This is a genomic window from Massilia agilis (assembly GCF_024756255.1).
GTDB classification, from domain to species: Bacteria; Pseudomonadota; Gammaproteobacteria; order Burkholderiales; family Burkholderiaceae_D; genus Telluria; species Telluria agilis.
In genome coordinates, this window is the sequence record NZ_JANUHB010000005.1 from 321,079 (window position 1) to 340,079 (window position 19,001).

General features: G+C 66.6%; 8 protein-coding genes. 4 read left to right on the forward strand and 4 right to left on the reverse strand.

The window, feature by feature from the left end:
* Positions 1-111 precede the first annotated feature (111 nt).
* Together gap and NX774_RS20180 are read left to right on the forward strand one after the other, a co-directional pair.
* Positions 112-1,122, forward strand: a complete 1,011-nt coding sequence (gap, locus tag NX774_RS20175; protein WP_258824065.1) for a type I glyceraldehyde-3-phosphate dehydrogenase — start codon at positions 112-114, stop codon at positions 1,120-1,122.
* Between the two features lie 261 nt (positions 1,123-1,383).
* On the forward strand, positions 1,384-4,182 hold the full coding sequence (locus NX774_RS20180; protein ID WP_258824066.1) for a TonB-dependent receptor plug domain-containing protein: 2,799 nt from the start codon (positions 1,384-1,386) through the stop codon (positions 4,180-4,182).
* Positions 4,183-4,251: 69 nt separating this feature from the next.
* On the opposite strand, the gene NX774_RS20185 is transcribed toward NX774_RS20180, so the two are convergent.
* The 4 genes from NX774_RS20185 to glnE form a co-directional block, all read right to left on the reverse strand.
* Entirely contained in the window at positions 4,252-4,503 is a 252-nt protein-coding gene (locus NX774_RS20185) for a hypothetical protein (RefSeq protein ID WP_258824067.1), read from the reverse strand.
* Positions 4,504-4,698: 195 nt separating this feature from the next.
* Complete coding sequence (locus NX774_RS20190) at positions 4,699-7,596, reverse strand: TonB-dependent receptor plug domain-containing protein (protein WP_258824068.1); 2,898 nt, start codon at positions 7,594-7,596, stop codon at positions 4,699-4,701.
* Positions 7,597-7,938: 342 nt separating this feature from the next.
* Positions 7,939-10,815: a TonB-dependent receptor domain-containing protein gene (locus NX774_RS20195; protein ID WP_258824069.1), complete on the reverse strand. Its 2,877-nt coding sequence runs from the start codon at positions 10,813-10,815 to the stop codon at positions 7,939-7,941.
* 224 nt (positions 10,816-11,039) lie between these two features.
* Positions 11,040-13,769, reverse strand: a complete 2,730-nt coding sequence (gene glnE, locus NX774_RS20200; RefSeq protein WP_258824070.1) for a bifunctional [glutamate--ammonia ligase]-adenylyl-L-tyrosine phosphorylase/[glutamate--ammonia-ligase] adenylyltransferase — start codon at positions 13,767-13,769, stop codon at positions 11,040-11,042.
* Positions 13,770-13,937: 168 nt separating this feature from the next.
* Here glnE and NX774_RS20205 point away from each other — a divergent pair, with 168 nt between their 5' ends.
* Together NX774_RS20205 and NX774_RS20210 are read left to right on the forward strand one after the other, a co-directional pair.
* Positions 13,938-18,125, forward strand: coding sequence for a YhdP family protein (locus NX774_RS20205; RefSeq protein ID WP_258824071.1), 4,188 nt, complete (start codon positions 13,938-13,940; stop codon positions 18,123-18,125).
* Positions 18,122-18,919, forward strand: a complete 798-nt coding sequence (locus NX774_RS20210) for a carbon-nitrogen hydrolase family protein (RefSeq protein ID WP_258824072.1) — start codon at positions 18,122-18,124, stop codon at positions 18,917-18,919. Before NX774_RS20205 ends, NX774_RS20210 begins: the two co-directional genes overlap by 4 nt.
* Positions 18,920-19,001 lie beyond the last annotated feature (82 nt).

A 19,001-nucleotide genomic window follows, 5' to 3' on the forward strand; every position in this document is an offset into this window, starting at 1 on the left:
GGGCTCTCGAGCCCACGCGCGAGCACGCGGCGCCTGAACACAGCGTGGGCACAAGTGCCCACCCTACGGTTGACGCAGCTGCCCACAGTTTTTTTTAATCAGGAGCTAAGAATGACGATCAAAGTCGCAATCAACGGTTATGGCCGCATCGGCCGCAACATCCTGCGCGCGTTCTACGAAGGCGGCAAGAAGCAAGACATCCAGATCGTGGCGATCAACGACCTGGGCAATGCCGAGCACAACGCCCACCTGACGCGCTATGACACCGCCCACGGCAAGTTCCCGGGTACCGTCGCTGTCGAAGGCGACAACATGATCGTCAACGGCGACAAGATCCGCGTGTTCGCGCAGCGCAACCCGGCTGAAATCCCGTGGGGCGAGCTGGGCGTGGACGTGGTGCTCGAGTGCACCGGCTTCTTCACCAGCAAAGAGAAAGCCTCGGCCCACCTGAAGGGCGGCGCCAAGAAGGTGATCATCTCGGCACCGGGCGGCAAGGACGTCGATGCGACCGTCGTGTACGGCGTGAACCACAACGTGCTCAAGAGCACCGACACCGTGATCTCGAACGCCTCGTGCACCACCAACTGCCTGGCACCGCTGGTCAAGCCGCTGAACGACACCATCGGCCTGGAAACCGGCCTGATGACCACCGTGCACGCCTACACCAACGACCAGGTGCTGACCGACGTGATGCACGAAGACCTGCGCCGCGCCCGTTCGGCCACGATGTCGATGATCCCGACCAAGACCGGCGCCGCCGCCGCGGTCGGCCTGGTGCTGCCTGAGCTGAACGGCAAGCTGGACGGCTACGCAATCCGCGTTCCGACCATCAACGTGTCGATCGTGGACCTGTCGTTCATCGCCAAGCGCGACACCACGGTGGAAGAGATCAACAAGATCATGAAGGACGCTTCGGAAGGCGCATTGAAGGGCATCCTGACCTACAACACCGAGCCGCTGGTGTCGGTGGACTTCAACCACAACCCGGCATCGTCGAACTTCGACGCGACCCTGACCAAGGTGTCGGGCCGCCTGGTGAAGGTGTCGTCGTGGTACGACAACGAGTGGGGCTTCTCGAACCGCATGCTCGACACCACCGTCGCGCTGATGAACGCGAAGTAATCCCGCACCCGCGCGCTTGCGCGCGGTGAAGAAGAGGTGCCAATGGCGACATTGGCGCCTCTTTTTTTTTGCCGCCAGCACCAGAATACCTTTGTATAAATATGTATTGTCAAAACAACAGAAAGTGAAGGATGTCTATACATATGTAAGAAAATGTTTCCGCGATGCAGCTGTCTCTGAGAGACTGGCGGGCGCCGTTGTCATGAGCAACGTGCACCAAGAGCAAAACAACTGACCTCAGAGAGACCAAAAACAGTGGAAATGCAATTCACTTTGAAACGCAGCGTGATCGCGGTCGCGCTGACGCTTGGCGCAGCGCCGCTGGCGTTCGCCCAGACCAGCGACGACAACACGAACAACGGTAGCATGCAGCGCGTTATCGTCACCGGCTCCAACATCAAGCGCATCGACGGCGAAACCGCCTCGCCGGTGCAAGTGCTCAAGCGGGAAGACATCAAGGCGACCGGCGCCAACACCGTGCGCCAGGTGCTCGATACCATCACCGCCTTTGATTCCGGCACCCTCAAGGATGACGGCAGCCAGACCAGCTTTGCCAAGGGCGCATCCGGCGCCTCGATGCGCGGCCTGGGCAAGGCCGCCACGCTGGTCCTGGTGAACGGCCGCCGCGTGTCCAACTACGCCTATGCGGACGGCGGCCAGACCACCTTCGTGAACGTGGATGCGATTCCGGCCGACGCCGTCGAGCGCGTGGAAATCATGAAGGATGGCGCGTCCGCGGTGTACGGTTCGGACGCGATGGCCGGCGTCATCAACATCATCACCCGCAACACCTATGAAGGCGTGCGCGTGTCCGGCAGCGCCGAGCGCAACGAGAGCCACCACTACGGCGGCCAGGACACCGCCGCCATCCTCGGCGGCAAGGGCGACCTCGAGCGCGACGGCTACAACGTGTTCGCCAACCTCGAACTGTACCGCCGCAAGGAAGTGTATGTGTCCGACGTCATGGGCTTTTACCCGGCCTGGTTCCGCCAGTACGTGAGCCCGGCGTTCGGCGACCCGAGCGTGTATTCGTTCCCCGGCAACCTGAACGAGCCGGCCGGCGCCGGCCACGCCGCCGTGCGCACCGCGGTGGCCTCGTGCCCGGCGGCGCAGCGCAACTCCGGCGGCCTGTGCACGAGCGACCTGAACGGCATCAACCCGTGGAGCGACCCGGCCGAGCGCGTGAACTTCTTCAGCCAGGGGCGCCTGAAGATCAACAACGACCTGCGCGCCTTTGCCGAGGTGTCGTACTCGCGCACCAAGACCACCTACCATCCGCTGCCGTACGCGAACTCCGCCGGCAGCCCGAGCACCTGGTTCGACGGCCTGAAGAAGATCTCGCAGTCGGTGGCCAAGCCGAAACTGGGCGTGGGCAACCCGGCCAACCCGTATTCGTTCCCGGTGGGTATCGACTACCGCTTCATGGACAACGTGGGCATGTGGGAAGCCCCGACCACCGCCAACCAGTACCGCGTGATGGCCGGCCTGAATGGCTCGCTGCGCAACGGCTGGGAGTGGGAAGTGGCGGCCGGCCGGATCGGCGCGGACGCCAAGTCGCGCGATCGTGGTCCTGACCGCGATGCGTTCCCGGCGGCCGTGGCCAGCGGCGAGTACAAGATCGGCGGCCCGAACACCCAGGACCTGCTGGACCGTATGTTCCCGACGACCGGTACCGACGGCAAGAGCTCGCAGGACTTCGCGGACGCCAAGATCAGCGGCGAGCTGATGCAGCTGCCGGCCGGCCCGCTGTCGTTCGCCGTGGGCGGCGACTTCCGCCGCGAGCACATGTACGTCAAGTCCACCGACAACGTGGTCAACGCCCAGATCGTCGGCCGCGGCTCGCTGTGGATCGACGGCCAGCGCAACCTGTCGGCCCTGTACGCCGAGCTGAGCGCGCCGGTGACCAAGAAGCTGGAAGCGGAAGCGGCAGTGCGCCTGGACAAGGCGGACGGCTTCGATTCGCACGTGTCGCCGAAGGTTGGCCTGAAGTACGTGGCCACGCCGTCGTTGATGCTGCGCGGCACGATGGCAGGCGGCTTCCGCACCCCGAACATCCCGGAAACGCTGGGCAAGGTGGGCCTGACCGGCTTCTTCAACAGCACCCTGGACCCGAAGCGTTGCGACACCGCGACCGCGATCCGTGACATCCTGAAGGGCGGCAACTCGACCGACAAGAGCGATGCGACCACGGCCTACAACTCGGGCTGCCTGACCTCGATCCCGGCGATGATCTCGGCCAACAAGAACCTGGTGCCGGAAACCTCGCGCAGCCTGACCCTGGGCTTCGTGTTCGAGCCGATCAAGAACACCAACTTCGCGGTGGACTACTGGCGCATCGAACGCCGCAACGAGATTTCGTACCGCGGCCCGTCGTACGTGCTGCAGCGCGAGTCGAACCCGGACTACGCCAAGCTGCTGGTGCGTAACCCGGTGAGCGAGCAGGACATGCGCCTGGCCGCCCGTGCCAACGAGCTCTCGCCGGGCGCCAACCTGGCCTTCACTGCCGGCACCGTGCAGTCGCTGCTGATCCAGTACGAGAACTTCGGCAAGACCGAGACCTCGGGCATCGACTTCGACGCCTCCACGCGTGTGAATTTCGGCAGCTATGGCGTGCTGAACCTGGGCATGACCAATACGCTGAACCTGAGCTATCGCCAGTGGGATCCGGACACGCAGGATTACCGCCCGAACATCATCGGTCTGCGCGGCAGCCCGCGGCTGGTCTCGGTGTTCTCCGCCAACTGGAAAAAGGGCGACCTGTCCACCACGATGCGTGTGAGCCGCAGCTCGGCAACGGCGCTCAACAACGATGAGACCGACGTGACGACCTGGAACGAGGCTGGCTGCACGGCGCGCATCAAGCCGGGCGCCGACTATCCTTGCTACCGTCGTGCGGACGTGCGCACCGACCTGAACTTCGTGTACACCGGGTTCAAGAACCTGCGCCTGACCATGAACATCCGCAATGCGCTGCTGCAGTCGGCCCCGATCGACCTGCGCAGCACGACCTACGCACTGCGTCCGCGTTCGGTGAAGATCGGCGCGGAATACGAGTTCTAAGCTGACGGAAAGCACTCCCCGCGGGGAGTGCGCTCCGGTTCGAGGCCCGCCCTGGCGGGCCTTTTTCTTTCAGTCGCCACCGCCGGCGTCGCCACCGCCGTCGCAGCCGCCGGCGTCGCCGCAGTCGCTGTCGCCGCTGCCCCAATCGATGCCCCAGGCGTCGTCGCCGGTGGCCCCGCCACCCGCTCGCAGGCGCGCGAATATGGCCTTGATCAGGGCGCCCATGAACAAACCGGACACGGTGCCCGCGAGCACGCCCATGCTGGCCGACATGTAGCCGAGTCCCGCGCCAGCCATTCCCATCAACACAAACCACACCATGTGCCGCTCCTGTCGGGGTGAGACATTTTGTTCCTGCTCCGCATGAACGAAGTGTAGCAGGCGCAGGCGGGCGCTGATCAGGACCGGCGGCAAGGCTTCATCGCTGGGGGACGCAGCAAAGAAAAATGCCCGCCGGGCAAAGCCGGGCGGGCATCGGTCAGCTGTTCACTGGAGGGGCCTTGCGGCCCCGCCCGATCAGAACGACTGGTTGTAACGCACGTAGAAGAAGCGGCCCAGCGACTGGTCCGGATCAACCGACGAGCTCGACGACTGGGCGCCGGCCTGGTACACGATGCGCGGCTGCTTGTCGAACAGGTTGTTGATACCGGCCATGATCTTGCCGTTCCACGAGGTCTTGTACGATACGTTCAGGTCGTGGTACATGACGGAACCGATCTTGTTCACGTCGGTGCCCCACGATGCCTTCATGCCCGGGTTGGAGCACTCGATATCGGTATCCCAGCACTGGTCCTTGGTCGGGCTGTAGTAGCGCACGCCCCAGGTGGCGCCCCAGTTGCCCAGGGTCCAGTTCAGTTGGGTGTTCGACTTCACGCGGTTGTAGAAGTACTCGCCGGCGTATTCCTGCCAGTCCGAAGTATCGGTGCTCTTGATCTTGAACGAGTCAACATACGAGGTCTCGTTGTGGATCGTGAACTGGCCGTACTTGGAACGCGGGAAGCGGTAGTCCAGCGACAGGTCCAGGCCCTCGGTTTCCATCTTGCCCAGGTTGGCGTTGCCGCGTGCCAGGGAGGTGATTTCACCGGTGATCGGATCACGCTTGATCGAGCCGCAGAACGTGTTCACACCAGCCACGTAGCACTGGTTGGCGACATAGGTTGCCGACACGCTGGTGATACGGTTGTTGATGTTGATGCGGTACCAGTCCAGCGAGCCCGAGAAGCCCGGCAGCCACGACGGGCTGTACACGAAGCCGACCGTGCGGGTGTAGGCGGTTTCCGGCTGCAGGTTGGCGTTACCGGCGCCGGCCTGGAACGGGTAGGCGCCTTGTGCGCCGCCCGGGTTGGTCAGCGCGGTGCCGGTCTGGGTCAGCTGGCGGAAGTTCGCCGGCACGCCAGCGGCGGCGCAACGCGCGGCCACGGCCGGATCCTTGGCTGCCGAACCGTACTTGGTGTCGCACGGATCCAGGTAGGTGTCGAACGACTGCTGGCCGCCGCCGAAGGTGTCACCCACGTACGGTGCGCGGAAGCCCTGGGCCCAGGTACCGCGGGTCAGCAGGTCCTTGACCGGCTTGTATTCGAAGCTGACTTTGCTGTTGTTGGTCGAGCCGAAGTTCGAGTAGTCCGAGTGGCGGGTAGCCAGGTCGAACACCAGCTTCTCGGCCAGGAACTGCTTGGCCAGCACCGGGATGCGCAGCTCGGCGTAGGCTTCCTTGACGTTGTACTTGCCCGAGGTCGGGTTGCCAGCCAGGTCGGTCGAGTAGCCCGATTGCTCGAACTGGCCCGGACGGTCGTAGCCGGACACCGAACGGTGCTCGTAGCCTGCGGCGAACGACAGCGGGCCAGCCGGCAGGGTGTACAGTTCGCCGCCGATGTTGGCGGTGGCGCTGTTGACGGTGCTGCCGTAGGTAGCCTGGCCGGTCGACATCACGTAGTTCAGCGCAGCCTGGCTCGAGGCCGACGGGCCGCCCAGGATGTTGAACGGTACGCATTCGGTCAGCGAGACCGGCTTGGCCGCGGTGCCGCACTGGACCACGCCCGAAGCGTTCATGAACGACGGGCCGAGGGCCTTCTTCAGGTTGACCAGGTTCAGGTTGCCGGTCGACAGGGTCGAGCCCGTCACGGCGCTGTGGTTGTAGTTCACATCCCAGTTCCACGGCAGGCCGCGCACTGCGAATTCGCCTTCGAAGCCGGCGTCGATGTGCAGCGTGCGGTTTTCGCTTTCGGTGTTACGCGGCACTTCGATGGTACGGCGCCAGAAGTACAGGTCCTGGCCCTTGCCGGCGCCGGCAACCTGGTTGCCGTACGGGTTGAAGTAGCTGTCCTTGTCGACGTAGACCGGGTAGGTGCTCTGCGAGGTCGAGTTCAGCGGGTAGCCGGCCACGGTGGCTTCGGCGGTGCGCTGCGAGAACATCGCGGTGGTGGTGAAGCGCAGGTCGTCGCGCAGGTTGACCACGCCCTTGGTGAAGATGGTGTCCAGGCGGTTAGGCATGTTGAACATCATCTGGCTGGTCGAGTTGAACTTGTCAGCCGCGGCGCCAGTGTACTTGTGGTAGCTGTTCGGGTCGCGCGAGTTCGAGCCGGTGCCCACGCCATCGTAGGTGCCGGTGTGGTTCAGGACCTGGTTGATGACCGAGGTGTCGGCGCCGCCGCTGGCCGAAACGCCGGCGATGCGGCCCCACGGGCCGGTGCCCAGGGCGGCGGTGGCGTGTGCCGGACCGTACGAGGTCGAGGTGATGTCGCGCGAGTTCGCCCACACCACGCCCTGCTCGGTGTGCGACAGGCCGAACATCAGCGAAGCCTTGTCGTTCGAGGCGCCGTAGGTCAGCGAGAAGTCCTTGGCCTTGGCGTCGCCGTGCTTCTGGTTGGCGCCTTCGTAGACCGACAGCTGGCCGCCTTCCATCTTCTTCTTCAGGATGATGTTGACCACGCCGGCGATCGCGTCCGAGCCGTACACGGCCGAAGCGCCGTCTTTCAGCACTTCCATGCGCTCGACCATCGACGACGGGATGGTCGACAGGTCGGTGTAGCCGTCCACGGTCTGGGTCCAGCGCTTGCCGTCCACCAGCACCAGCAGGCGGTTCGAGCCCAGGTTGCGCAGGTTGATGTACTGGCCGCCGTTTTCACGGTTCGACACCAGCGAGCCACCCTTCGAGAAGTCCGGGGCGCCGGCCGACGACAGGTTGTTCAGGATGTCGCCGACGGTGACCAGGCCCGACTTCTGGATCTGTTCCTGGGTCATCACCTGGACCGGCTGCGAGGTCTCGAGGTCCACCGCGCGGATGCGCGAACCGGTCACTTCGACGCGCTGCATCGATTGCGGCTGCGCTTCTTGCGCGTATGCCGCCTGCATGCCGAGGGCCATGCCGCCCAGGCAGATCACGCGGATCGACCGGGACAAGATTTTTTCCATCATTTTGCAAACTCCTAGGTAAAAACGGCGGCAGCCTATGTCAGCCGCCGCATCGGGTCGCTTTTGGCGAGTTGTTTTCGAAGAAATTACTGAATTAGCGTTCAGCAATTTTTTCAAACCAACAATGGAATCACTCGGGGTGGCATGCTGTCAACGGAACTCGCGTGAAAATGCACAACTGTTGCGAATCGGCGTATGTACGTAAATACTCACGGAATTCCACTTGACGAGTCCGGCCGGGAAGGTTCAAACGTGACATCTGCATGACAAAAAATGCCCGCCGGCAGGGCGCCGGCGGGCATTTTCAGGAGGCGTTCGCCAAGCGGGCCGGGTGGCCCGCCGGGATCAGAATGCCTGGTTGTAGCGAACGTAGAAGAAGCGGTCGATTGGACGTTCCGGGTCCACCGAAGCGCCCGACGAGGTGCCGCCCAGGCCGCTTGCAGCGCTGTAGTTCACGCGCGGCTTCTTGTCGAACACGTTGTTCGCGCCGACCAGGAGCTTGCCCTTCCACGGGAACGCGTAGGCCACCGACAGGTCGTTGTAGATCTCGGCACCCAGGTGGTTTACGTTCGGGCCCCAGCTGGCGCGCTCGGTCGGTGCGTTGCACTCGGTGGTCGAATCCCAGCACTGGGCCTTCACGCCGCTGTAGTAGCGGGTAGCCAGCGTGGCGCTCCAGTTGCCCAGGTTCCAGTCGAGCGAGAAGTTGGCTTTCCACTTCGGAATGCCGAATTCGCCCGCGTAGTCAACCCAGTCCGAGGTCGCGGTGCTCTTGATGCTGTAGTTCTTGACGTAGGTGGACTCCGAACGCAGGTTGAACTGGCCGTAGCTGGTGCGCTTGAAGCGGTAGGCGACGGTCAGGTCCACGCCCTTGGTGCCCAGTTCGCCCAGGTTGGCGTTGCCGCGGTTCAGGCTGGTGATCATGCCGGTGACCGGATCACGCTTGAACTTGTCGCAGAACGACTGCACGCCGTTCACGTAGCACTGGTTGACCTCGTAGGTGGCCGAGACGCCGGTGATACGGTTCTTGACGTGGATGTCGTAGTAGTCGACCGAGCCCGAGAAGCCAGGCAGCCACGCCGGGCTGAACACCAGGCCAGCGGTCTTGGTGGTCGCCGTTTCCGGTTCCAGCGCGTCGTTGCCGGCGCCGGTGTTGAACGGGAACGGGGTCTGCGCGCCGGCGCTGGTGATCGGGGTGCCCGACTGGCCCAGCTGGCGGAAGTTGGCCGGCACGCCGGCGGCGCGGCAGCGGGCCAGCACGGCCGGATCGCTGGCGGCGGCGCCGAACTTGGTGTCGCACGGGTCAAGGTAGCTGTCGAACGACTGCGAGCCGCCGCCGAACGTGTCGTTCAGGGTCGGGGCGCGGAAGCCCTGGGCGTAGGTGGCACGCGCCAGCAGGTCCTTGATCGGCTTCCACATCACGCTGGCCTTGCTGTTGGTGGTGGTGCCGAAGTTCGAGTAGTCCGAATGGCGGCTGGCCAGGTCCAGCGACAGCAGCTCGGCGAACGGCACGCCCTTGAGCAGCGGCACGTTGAACTCGAGGTACTCTTCCTTGACGGTGTACTTGCCGGTGGTGGCGTTGCCGGCCAGGTCGGTCGAGTAGCCGGACTGCTCGAACTGGCCCGGACGGTCGTAGCCCTTCTGGGTGCGGTGCTCGACGCCCGCGGCGAAGCCGACGGCGCCGGCCGGCAGGTTGAACAGCTCGCCGGTGATGTCGGCGGTGGCGCTGTCCACGTTGCTGCCGTAGGTGGCCTGGCCGGTGGACATCACGTAGTTCAGCGCTGCCTGGCTCGAGGCCGACGGGCCGCCCAGGATGTCAAACGGGACGCACTCGGTCAGCGACAGCGGGGCGGCCGGGGTGCCGCACTGGACGGTGCCGGCGGCGTTCTTGAACGACGGGCCCAGGGCTTTCTTCAGGGCCAGCAGGTTCAGGTTACCGGTCTGCAACACGTTGCCGGTGATGGCGCTGTGGTTGTAGCCGACGTTCCAGTTGAAGGTCTTGCCCAGGGCGTTGAATTCGCCTTCGAGCACGGCGTCGATGTGCAGGGTCTGGTTCTTGTTGTCGGTCACGCGCGGCACCTCGATGGTGCGGCGGTAGAAGAACAGGTCCTGGCCCTTGCCGGCACCGGCCACCTGGTTGCCGTACGGGTTGTAGTAGCTGTCCTTGTCGATGTAGACCGGGTACTTGCTCTGGGTCATCGAGTTGAGCGGATAGCCGGCGTTCTGGCGCGACGAGCTGCGTTCGGTGTACATCGCCGTGGTGGTCAGGCGCATGCTGTACGGCAGTTCGATCGAGCCCTTGGTGAAGATGCTGTTCAGCTGCGTCGGCATGGTGAACATCATCTCGTCGGTCGAGTTGTAGGTGTCCGCGTCGGCGCCGGTGAAGGTGTGGTAGCTGGCCGGATCGCGCGAATTGGAACCGGTGCCGTCACCCAGCCAGCCGCCGGTGTGGTTCAGGTACATGTTCATGCCGGTGGCGCCGCCGCTGGCGCTGACCGCGCGGATACGGCCCCACGGGCCGGTGCCGCCGGCGCCGGCGGTGTGCGCCGGGCCGTAGCTGGAAGCGGTTTCCGGACGTGCATTGGCCCACACCACGCCCTGTTCGGTGTGCGACAGCGCGAACATGATCGAGGCCTTGTCGCTGCCGGCGCCGTAGGACAGCGCATAGTCGTTGCTCTTGCCGTCGCCTTTTTCGTTGCGGCCCTGGTAGACGGACAGCATGCCGCCTTCCATCGTTTTCTTCAGGATCACGTTCACCACGCCGGCGATCGCGTCCGAACCATAGATCGCCGAGGCGCCGTCTTTCAGGATCTCGATGCGCTCGATCATCGACGCCGGGATGGTCGACATGTCGGTGTAGCCCGCCACGGTCGAGGTCCAGCGCTTGCCGTTGACCAGCACCAGCAGGCGGTTGGCGCCCAGGTTGCGCATGTTGATGTACTGGCCGCCCTGCTCGCGGTTCGAGGTCAGCGTCGAGCCCTTCGAGAACGCCGGGGTGCCGGCCGAGGACAGGTTGTTGACGATGTCGCCGACGGTGATCAGGCCGCTCTTCTGGATCTGTTCCTGGGTCATCACCTGAACCGGCTGGGCGGTTTCCAGGTCCACCTGGCGGATGCGGGAGCCGGTCACTTCGACGCGGGCGACATTGCTGTCGGTTTGCGCGAAGGCGGCCAGGGAGTGCAGTGCGACGGCCACGGCCATTGCGATCTTGGTACGTTGTTGCATGTAATCTCCGGGTTTGTGGTGCGTTCCGGTCGTGCCGGAATGCGTCTTATTGGGTTTGCTACAACACACGCCAAATGACCACCCAAGACGCCGGTGAGGCTTCTTGAGTGGGGGTAAAGACGTGTATGTATCAGATCATCACGTATTGACCCGTGTCAATAAATTGGCAATGCTTGATGGCCGGAAAACAACAGTTCCGGCCGACACATCCCGGAGTGGAGGATTCAGGCGGCAGGTTCGCCCAGGCACTGGCGCCACAGCGCCACCACGGCGGCGGCGTGGCCGGCCACCAGGGACGGCTCGACGCGGGCGTTGTCCTGCCCTTGCAGGCGCACCTGGTGCTGCAGCCGGCGCAGCGCGCGGTAGGCATCGGCACAGGCTGCCGCGAGCGCGGCATCGACCAGGCCGAGCTCGCCGCAAAGGCGCAAAAGCGCGATGTTGCCCGAATTTGCCGTCAGTTGCGGGTGCTGGTGGGCGTGGCGCAGCACCAGGTACTGGACCATGAACTCGATGTCGATCATGCCGCCGGCGTCATGCTTGAGGTCGAACAGGGCGCTGGGGTTGGGGTGGGCGTCGTGGATGCGCTGGCGCATCTTGCGCACTTCGTCGCGCAATTCGGCCTCGCGCGCGCTGCGGTCCTGGCGCAGCACGCTTTCGCGGATCGCCTCGAAGCGCGCGCCGATGGCCGGTTCGCCGGCGCAAAAGCGCGCCCGGGTCAGCGCCTGGTGCTCCCACACCCAGGCCGACTTTTCCTGGTAGCGCTCGAACGCGGCCACCGAGGACACCAGCATGCCGGAGGCGCCGTCCGGGCGCAGCGCGGTGTCGATGTCGAACAGGATGCCGGCCGGGGTGTGGCTGGTCATCCAGGTGATGAAGCGCTGCGCCAGCTTGGCGTAGTTGGCGGGCGCGTCCTGGTCGTCGTCGTCGAACAGGAAGATCACGTCCAGGTCGGACACGTAGCCCAGCTCCTTGCCGCCCAGCTTGCCGTAGGCGATCACGGCAAACGCGGGCTCCTCGCGGTGGCGCGTGGCGATGGTGCGCCAGGCCCATTTGACGACGGCGGCGACGATGGCGTCGGCCAGCGCCGACAGGTGGTCGGCCAGGCGTTCGACCGACAGCTCGCCGGCCAGGTCCAGTGCCAGCAGGCGGAACAGCTGGGCGTGGTGGGTTTCGCGCAGGATGTCGAGCTGGCGCTCGGTGTCGCCCAGCGCGCCTTCCAGCTCGGCGTCCAGGCGCGCGGCCAGGAGCGGGATCTCGTCGGCGGCGCCGCCGCGGTCGTCGAGCAGCTCGTCGAGCAGGATCGGGTGCTGGGTCAGGAAGGTGGCGGCCCAGCCGCTGGCGTTGAACATGCGGATCACGCGCTCGAGCGTGTGCGGGTACTCGGTCAGGAGCGACAGGTAGGCCGAGCGGCGCGCGATGGCCTCGAAGAAGTCGAGCAGGCGGCCGAGGGTGGCGGTGTCAACCCCCACGCCGGCCTCGCGCACCACCGCCACCACCTGGGGCAGGGCGGCGTTGACCAGGCTGGCGAGCCGGTTGCGGCTGGCCTCGGGCAGGGCCTGCAGGCGCGGCGACTGCAGCGTGCCGGCCAGGCGCTGGGCCGCATCCTGCGGCGCGCCAAAGCCGAGCGTGGCCAGGTGCTGCGCGATCGCGTCGCGGTCGGCCGCCTCGCCCATCACCACGGCGGCCTCGGGCGTTTCCGCCGCGCTCGGCTCGGGGTCGGCGAACATGTCGTCGAACTGGGCGGCCACGAACGCGCGCTGGCGTTCCAGCGCATCGAGCAGGGTGGCCACGTCGGGCATGCCCATCATGCGCGCCACCACCATCTGGTCGTCCGGATTCGCGGGCAGGCTGTGGGTCTGGGCGTCTTCCAGGTATTGCAGCCGGTGTTCGAGGTTGCGCAGGAAGGTGTAGGCGGCCAGCAGGCCATCGACCGCTTCCCTGGGCATCAGCTCGCGCTCGGCCAGCAAGCGCAAGGTGGCGCGGGTGGAGCGCTCGCGCAGGGCCGGGTCGCGCCCGCCGCGGATCAGCTGGAACACCTGGGCCAGGAACTCGATCTCGCGGATGCCGCCGCGGCCAAGCTTGACGTTGTTGCTGCGCTCCGGGTGCAGGCGTTCCTGGCGGCCGACCTCGGCGCGGATCTGGGCGTGCATGTTGCGGATCGCGTCGATCACGCCGAAGTCCAGGTAGCGCCGGTAGCAGAACGGGCGCACGATGGCGTCCAGCGCCGCGATGTCGGCAGCGTCGCCGGTGACGGCGCGCGCCTTGACCCAGGCATAGCGTTCCCACTCGCGGCCCTGCACCACCAGGTATTCCTCGACCATGGCCAGGCTGGCCGCCAGCGGCCCGGACTTGCCGTTCGGGCGCAGCGCCATGTCCACCCGGAAGGTGAAGCCATCTTCAAGGATTTCGGACAGCGCCGCGATCAGCTTGCGCCCCAGGCGCACGAAGAACTCGTGGTTGGACAGCTGGCGCTGGCCGGGCCCGGCGGCGGTCTCGCCGTCTTCCGGATAGACGAAGATCAGGTCGATGTCGGACGACACATTGAGCTCGAACCCGCCCTGTTTGCCCATGGCCAGCACCATCATCTGCTGGGCCCGCCCGGATTCCTCGCCAACCGGCTGGCCGTGCGCGGCCACCATGTCGTCCATCAGTTCGGCCAGGTGGGCCTGGATGGCGAAATCGGCAAAGCGGGTGATCGCGGTGACAACTTCGTCCAGGTCGGCCTGGCCCTCCAGGTCGCGCCGGATGATTGCGGAAAGTAACAAATTGCGCAGGCGGCGCATCGCCCGCACCAGCGGCAGGCCGGCCGCAAGATCTGGCTTCAATACCGCGCCGAAATCGAGGGAAGCCAGCGATAATTGGGCCAGCTGAGCGACTTGCGGCCCCCGTGCCGGATCAGCGGCGAGCCAGCGTTGATAAAAGCGCGACGCGCACGCCGGAGATGGAACATTCATGGGTGGGCCTGAAGTGTAAAACAATGCGTTCCGGCAGGCGTGCTATGCGGTAGAATTGCCCGCCATGCTGGCTGGGGTCAGCATGATGGTAAGGTAGACGCCGCGAATGTTGCAAGCGCTCTCTTATTCAGGAATTATTAAACGGCGAGCCTTTTTATTAGCAACCTGATGCACAATCCGGACCCGCAGACAGCGCACGAGCACCTGCCGCTCGCCGAGCGCTGGCGCCGGTTGCGCGCGGCGTACCGCTATGCGAACCGCGCGTCGCACCACGTGCTGGGCTTTACGCTCAAGCTGGTGCTGCTGGTGTACTTCGTGTTCACCGCGCTGTTCCTGTTCCTGCGCTATGCGGTGCTGCCCAACATCGACTATTACAAGCCCGATGTCGAGCGCGCCGCCAGCCGGGTGCTGGGCAACCAGGTCACCATCTCGCGCCTGTATGCATCGTGGCACGGGCTGCATCCGAACCTGTTCCTGGGCGACGTGTCGCTGCATGACCGCCAGGGCCGGCAGCTGCTGGCGCTGCCGTCGGTGTCGGCCACGCTGTCATGGTGGAGTGTGTTCGCGGCCGAACCGCGCTTCGAGTCGCTGGAGCTGATCCGGCCCGAGCTGGACGTGCGGCGCACGCCCGACGGCACGCTGTTCGTGGCCGGGGTGCGCCTGGAGCAGGGCAAGCCGGGCGCGCCAAGCGGGCCGGACTGGCTGTTCCGCCAGCGCGAGATCGTGCTGCGCGAAGGCCGCCTGCACTGGACCGACGAGGCGCGCGGCGCGCCCGAGCTGGCCTTGTCCGGCGTGAGCCTGGTGCTGCAGAACCACTGGAATACCCACCGCTTCGCGCTCAAGGCCACGCCGCCGGCCGCGCTCGGCCAGCCGCTCGACGTGCGTGCGCGCTTCACCCATCCGAGCTTCGGGCGGCCGACCGACATCGCGCGCTGGAAGGGCGAGCTGTACGCCGACATGCGCGAGACCGACCTGGCGGCATGGCAGCAATACGTCGATTACCCGTTCCAGCTGAACCGGGGCCGCGGCTCGGTGCGCGCCTGGATCAACCTCGACCACGCGCGTCTGGCCGGGTTCACCGCCGACGTGGCGCTGGCCGGCGTGTCCACGCGCCTGCGGCCGGACCTGCCGCCGCTGGAGCTGGCGCGCGTGTCCGGCCGCCTGTCCGCCTCCGAAACGCTCAAGCCCGGCGAGGGCGACGGCAAGCCGACCTTTGGCGCCAACGGCCACTCGCTGGCCCTGACCGATTTCACCGTCGCCACCCGCGACGGGGTGCTGCTGCCGCCGGCCACGGTGACGGAAACCTGGCGCCCGGCCGCGCGCGGCAAGCCGGAACAGACCGAGGTGCAGGCGCGCAGGCTCGACCTGGCGGCATTGGCCAAGCTGGCCGCCGACCTGCCGCTGGCGCCGTCGCAGCGCCAGCTGCTGGCCGATTTTGCCCCGCGCGGGCAGTTGCAGGATGTGACGGCGCAGTGGGAGGGGCACTATCCCGACCTGGGCAGCTACCGGGTGCGCGGCAAGGTCGCCAACCTGTCGCTCAAGCCGCAGGCGGCGCGTCCGGCCCAGCCGGCCAGCGGCACGCTGCCCGCGCAGCCGGCGCAACCGGCCCTGCCGGGCTTTGACAACCTGACCGGCAGCATCGACGCCAGCGACCGCGGCGGCAACGTGCAGCTCGATTCGGACAAGCTGGTGCTGTACATGCCGGCCTGGTTTGCCGACCCCGCGATGCCGTTCGATAAAGTGGCGCTGCAGGCGCGCTGGTCGTATCCGCAGCAGGACCAGCTGCTGGTCGAGGTGGACAGCCTGCATGCCGAGCAGGGGCAGCTCAAGGCCACCCTGTCCGGCCACCATGTGCTGCCGCTTGGCGCCGGCAAGGGACCGGGCAGCGCCGATTTCGCCGCCACCGTGGACGGCTTCGAGATCAACCAGGTGGGGCGCTTCCTGCCGCTGGCCACGCCGCCGCACCTGCGCGAGTGGCTGACCGGGGCGCTGCAGGGCGGCACCCTGCAGAACGCGGCGCTGCGCCTGCGCGGCGACCTGTCGCATTTCCCGTTCCGCGCCGACAATGCGGCCGAGCGCGCGGCGGGCGAGTTCCGCGCTGCCGGCCGCATCGAGAACGGTCGGCTCGAATACGCGCCGGGACACCTGGCGGCGGACGGCAAGGCGCCGCTGTGGCCGCTGGCCGAGCAGATCAACGGCAGCATCGTGTTCGACCGGGCGCGCATGGAGATCCGCGGCGACAACCTGCGCACGCTGGGCGTGGCGCTGTCGAACGTGAAGGCGGTGATCCCCGACCTGGGCGCGCCCGAACTGATGCTCGACATCGACGGCAGCGCGGCCGCGCCGCTGCAGGAATTCCTGCGTTACGTGGCGGCCAGCCCGGTGCTCGAATGGATCGGCCACTTCACCGAAGACACGCGCGCGGCCGGCAATGCGCGCCTGGCGCTCAAGCTGCACATGCCGCTCGACCACCTGCCGGAGACGAAGGTGCAGGGCGCGCTGGCGCTGCAGGGCAACGAGGTGACGCTGTTCCCCGAACTGCCGCCCCTGGCCGGCTCGAACGGGAAGATCGAATTCAACGAACGCGGCTTCAACCTCTCCGGCGTGGCCGGTAACTTTTTGGGCGCGCCGCTGGCGGTGTCCGGCGGCACCCAGCGCGACGGCGCGATCGTGGTGCGGCTGGCCGGCACGCTGGCCGGCGAGGGCATGCGCCGCACCGCGCCGGAGCCGGCGCTGCAGCGGCTGGGTCGCCACCTGTCGGGCAGCACGCGCTACACTGGCACGGTGGTGGTCAAGGACCGCCAGCACACGGTCACGCTGGACTCGAACCTGGCCGGGCTGGGCATGGAACTGCCGGCGCCCCTGAACAAGGTGGCGGGCGACGCGCTGCCGCTGCACTTCGTGCTGGCCGGCGGCCCGGCCAACGACGCCGGCGTGGCGCGCGACGAGATCCGCATCGGCCTTGGCAATGGGGTGGCGGCGCGCTACCTGCGCGAAAAGCAGGGGCGCGGCCCGTGGCTGGTCAAGCGCGGCGGCATCGGCGTGAACCTGCCGGCGCCGGAGCCGGACAGCGGCATGATGCTGAACGTGAACATGAAGGCGCTGGACGTGGACCGCTGGGTCGCCCTTGGCAACGAGCTGGCCGGCAGCGACGGCAAGGCCGATGCTTCCGGCACGGCGAGCGCCACGGCCTCGTCGGGCTTTGCCCAGTACGTGGTGCCGGACACGGTCGCGGCGCGCGCCTCGGAGCTGATGTTCGACGAGCGCAAGCTGGTGGACGTGGTGGTCGGCGCCTCGCACCAGAAGGCCAGCTGGCAGGCCAGCATCCACGCGCGCCAGATCGTCGGCTACCTGACCTGGGACGAGTCGCCCACCGGGCAGGGGCTGGGCAAGGTGACCGCGCGCCTGGCCTCGCTGGTGATCCCGGAATCGGCCGCGAACGAGGTCAAGGACCTGCTGGTGCCGGACAAGCCGCACGCCTCGTCGATCCCGGCGCTGGACATCGTGGCCGACCGGTTCGAGCTGTTCAACAAGCAGTTCGGGCGCCTGGAGCTCAACGCCAGCAACGTCGCGGCGGGGGCGGCGGCCGGGCGCGAGTGGCGCATCGACCGGCTGGCGCTGTCCAACCCGGACGGCGTGCTGCGCGCGACCGGGCGCTGGCTCACGCGCGAGGGCAACAGCAACACGGGCATGAACTTCACGCTCGACATCAACGACGCGGGCAAGCTGCTCGACCGGCTCGGCTTTCCCGAGACGCTCAAGCACGGCAAGGGCAAGCTCTCCGGCGACATCGCCTGGAACGGGCTGCCGTACTCGCTCGACATCCCCAGCCTGTCGGGCAAGATCCAGATGAACGTGGAGGACGGCCAGTTCCTCAAGCAGGACCCGGGCGCGGCCAAGCTGCTTGGCGTGCTCAGCCTGCAGGCCCTGCCGCGCCTGCTCAAGCTGGACTTCCACGACGTGTTCGCCGAAGGGCTGGCGTTCGATGCGATCACCGCCAACGCCGCCATCACGCGCGGCGTGGTGAAGACGGATAATCTGAAGATGCGCGGCGTGGCGGCAACGGTGCTGATGGATGGCACGGCCGACATCGCCAACGAATCGACCAACCTGCACGTGGTGGTGATCCCCGAGTTCAACCTCGGCACCGGCCCGCTGGTGTATGCGCTCGCGGTCAACCCGGTGATCGGGCTGGGCAGCTTCCTGGCGCAGCTGTTCATCCGCGCGCCGGTGATGAAGGCGCTGACCTACCAGCTGCAGGTGACCGGGCCGTGGAAGTCGCCGACCATCACGCGCCTGGACAGCAACCAGGAACAGGGCCAGCAGCAGGCCACCACCAACAAGGAGTCCCCATGACGCTCGTTGCCGCAGTACAGATGGTATCCACCCCCGACGTGAGCGAGAACCTGGCCACCGCGGCGCGCCTTTTGCAGGATGCGGCAGGACGCGGCGCGCGGCTGGTGACGCTGCCGGAATACTGGCCGATCATGGGCATGCGCGACGCCGACAAGGTCGCGCAGGCCGAGCAGGCGGGGGACGGGCCGATCCAGCGCTTCATGGCGCAGGCCGCGCGCGAGCACGGCATCTGGCTGATCGGCGGCACGCTGCCGCTGGTGTCCGGGGAGCCAGGCAAGGTGCTCAACACGACGCTGGTGTACGACCCGCAGGGCAAGCAGGTGTCGCGCTACGACAAGATCCACCTGTTCGGCTTCACCAAGGGCAGCGAATCGTACAACGAGTCGGCCACCATCGTGCCGGGCGAAGCGGTGGGCACGTTCGAGGCGCCGTTCGGGCGGGTTGGCCTGTCGGTGTGCTACGACCTGCGCTTTCCGGAGTTGTACCGGGCGATGGGCGAGTGCGCGCTGATCGTGGTGCCGGCCGCGTTCACCCACACCACGGGGATGGCGCACTGGGAGGTGCTGCTGCGCGCGCGCGCGATCGAGAACCAGTGCTACGTGCTGGCCTCGGCCCAGGGTGGCACGCACAAGAACGGCCGCCGCACCTTCGGGCACAGCATGCTGATCGACCCGTGGGGCGAGGTCAAGGCGGTGCTGCGCGAAGGCGAGGGCGTGGTGGCGGGCGACATCGACGCCGCGGTGCTGGCCAGCGTGCGCGAAAGCCTGCCGGCGCTCAAGCACCGCAAACTCTGAGCTGGCGATGGCCCGGTAGGGTGGGCTCTCGAGCCCACGCGGTTGCAGCCGGCACGTGTCGGCGCGTGGGCTCGAGAGCCCG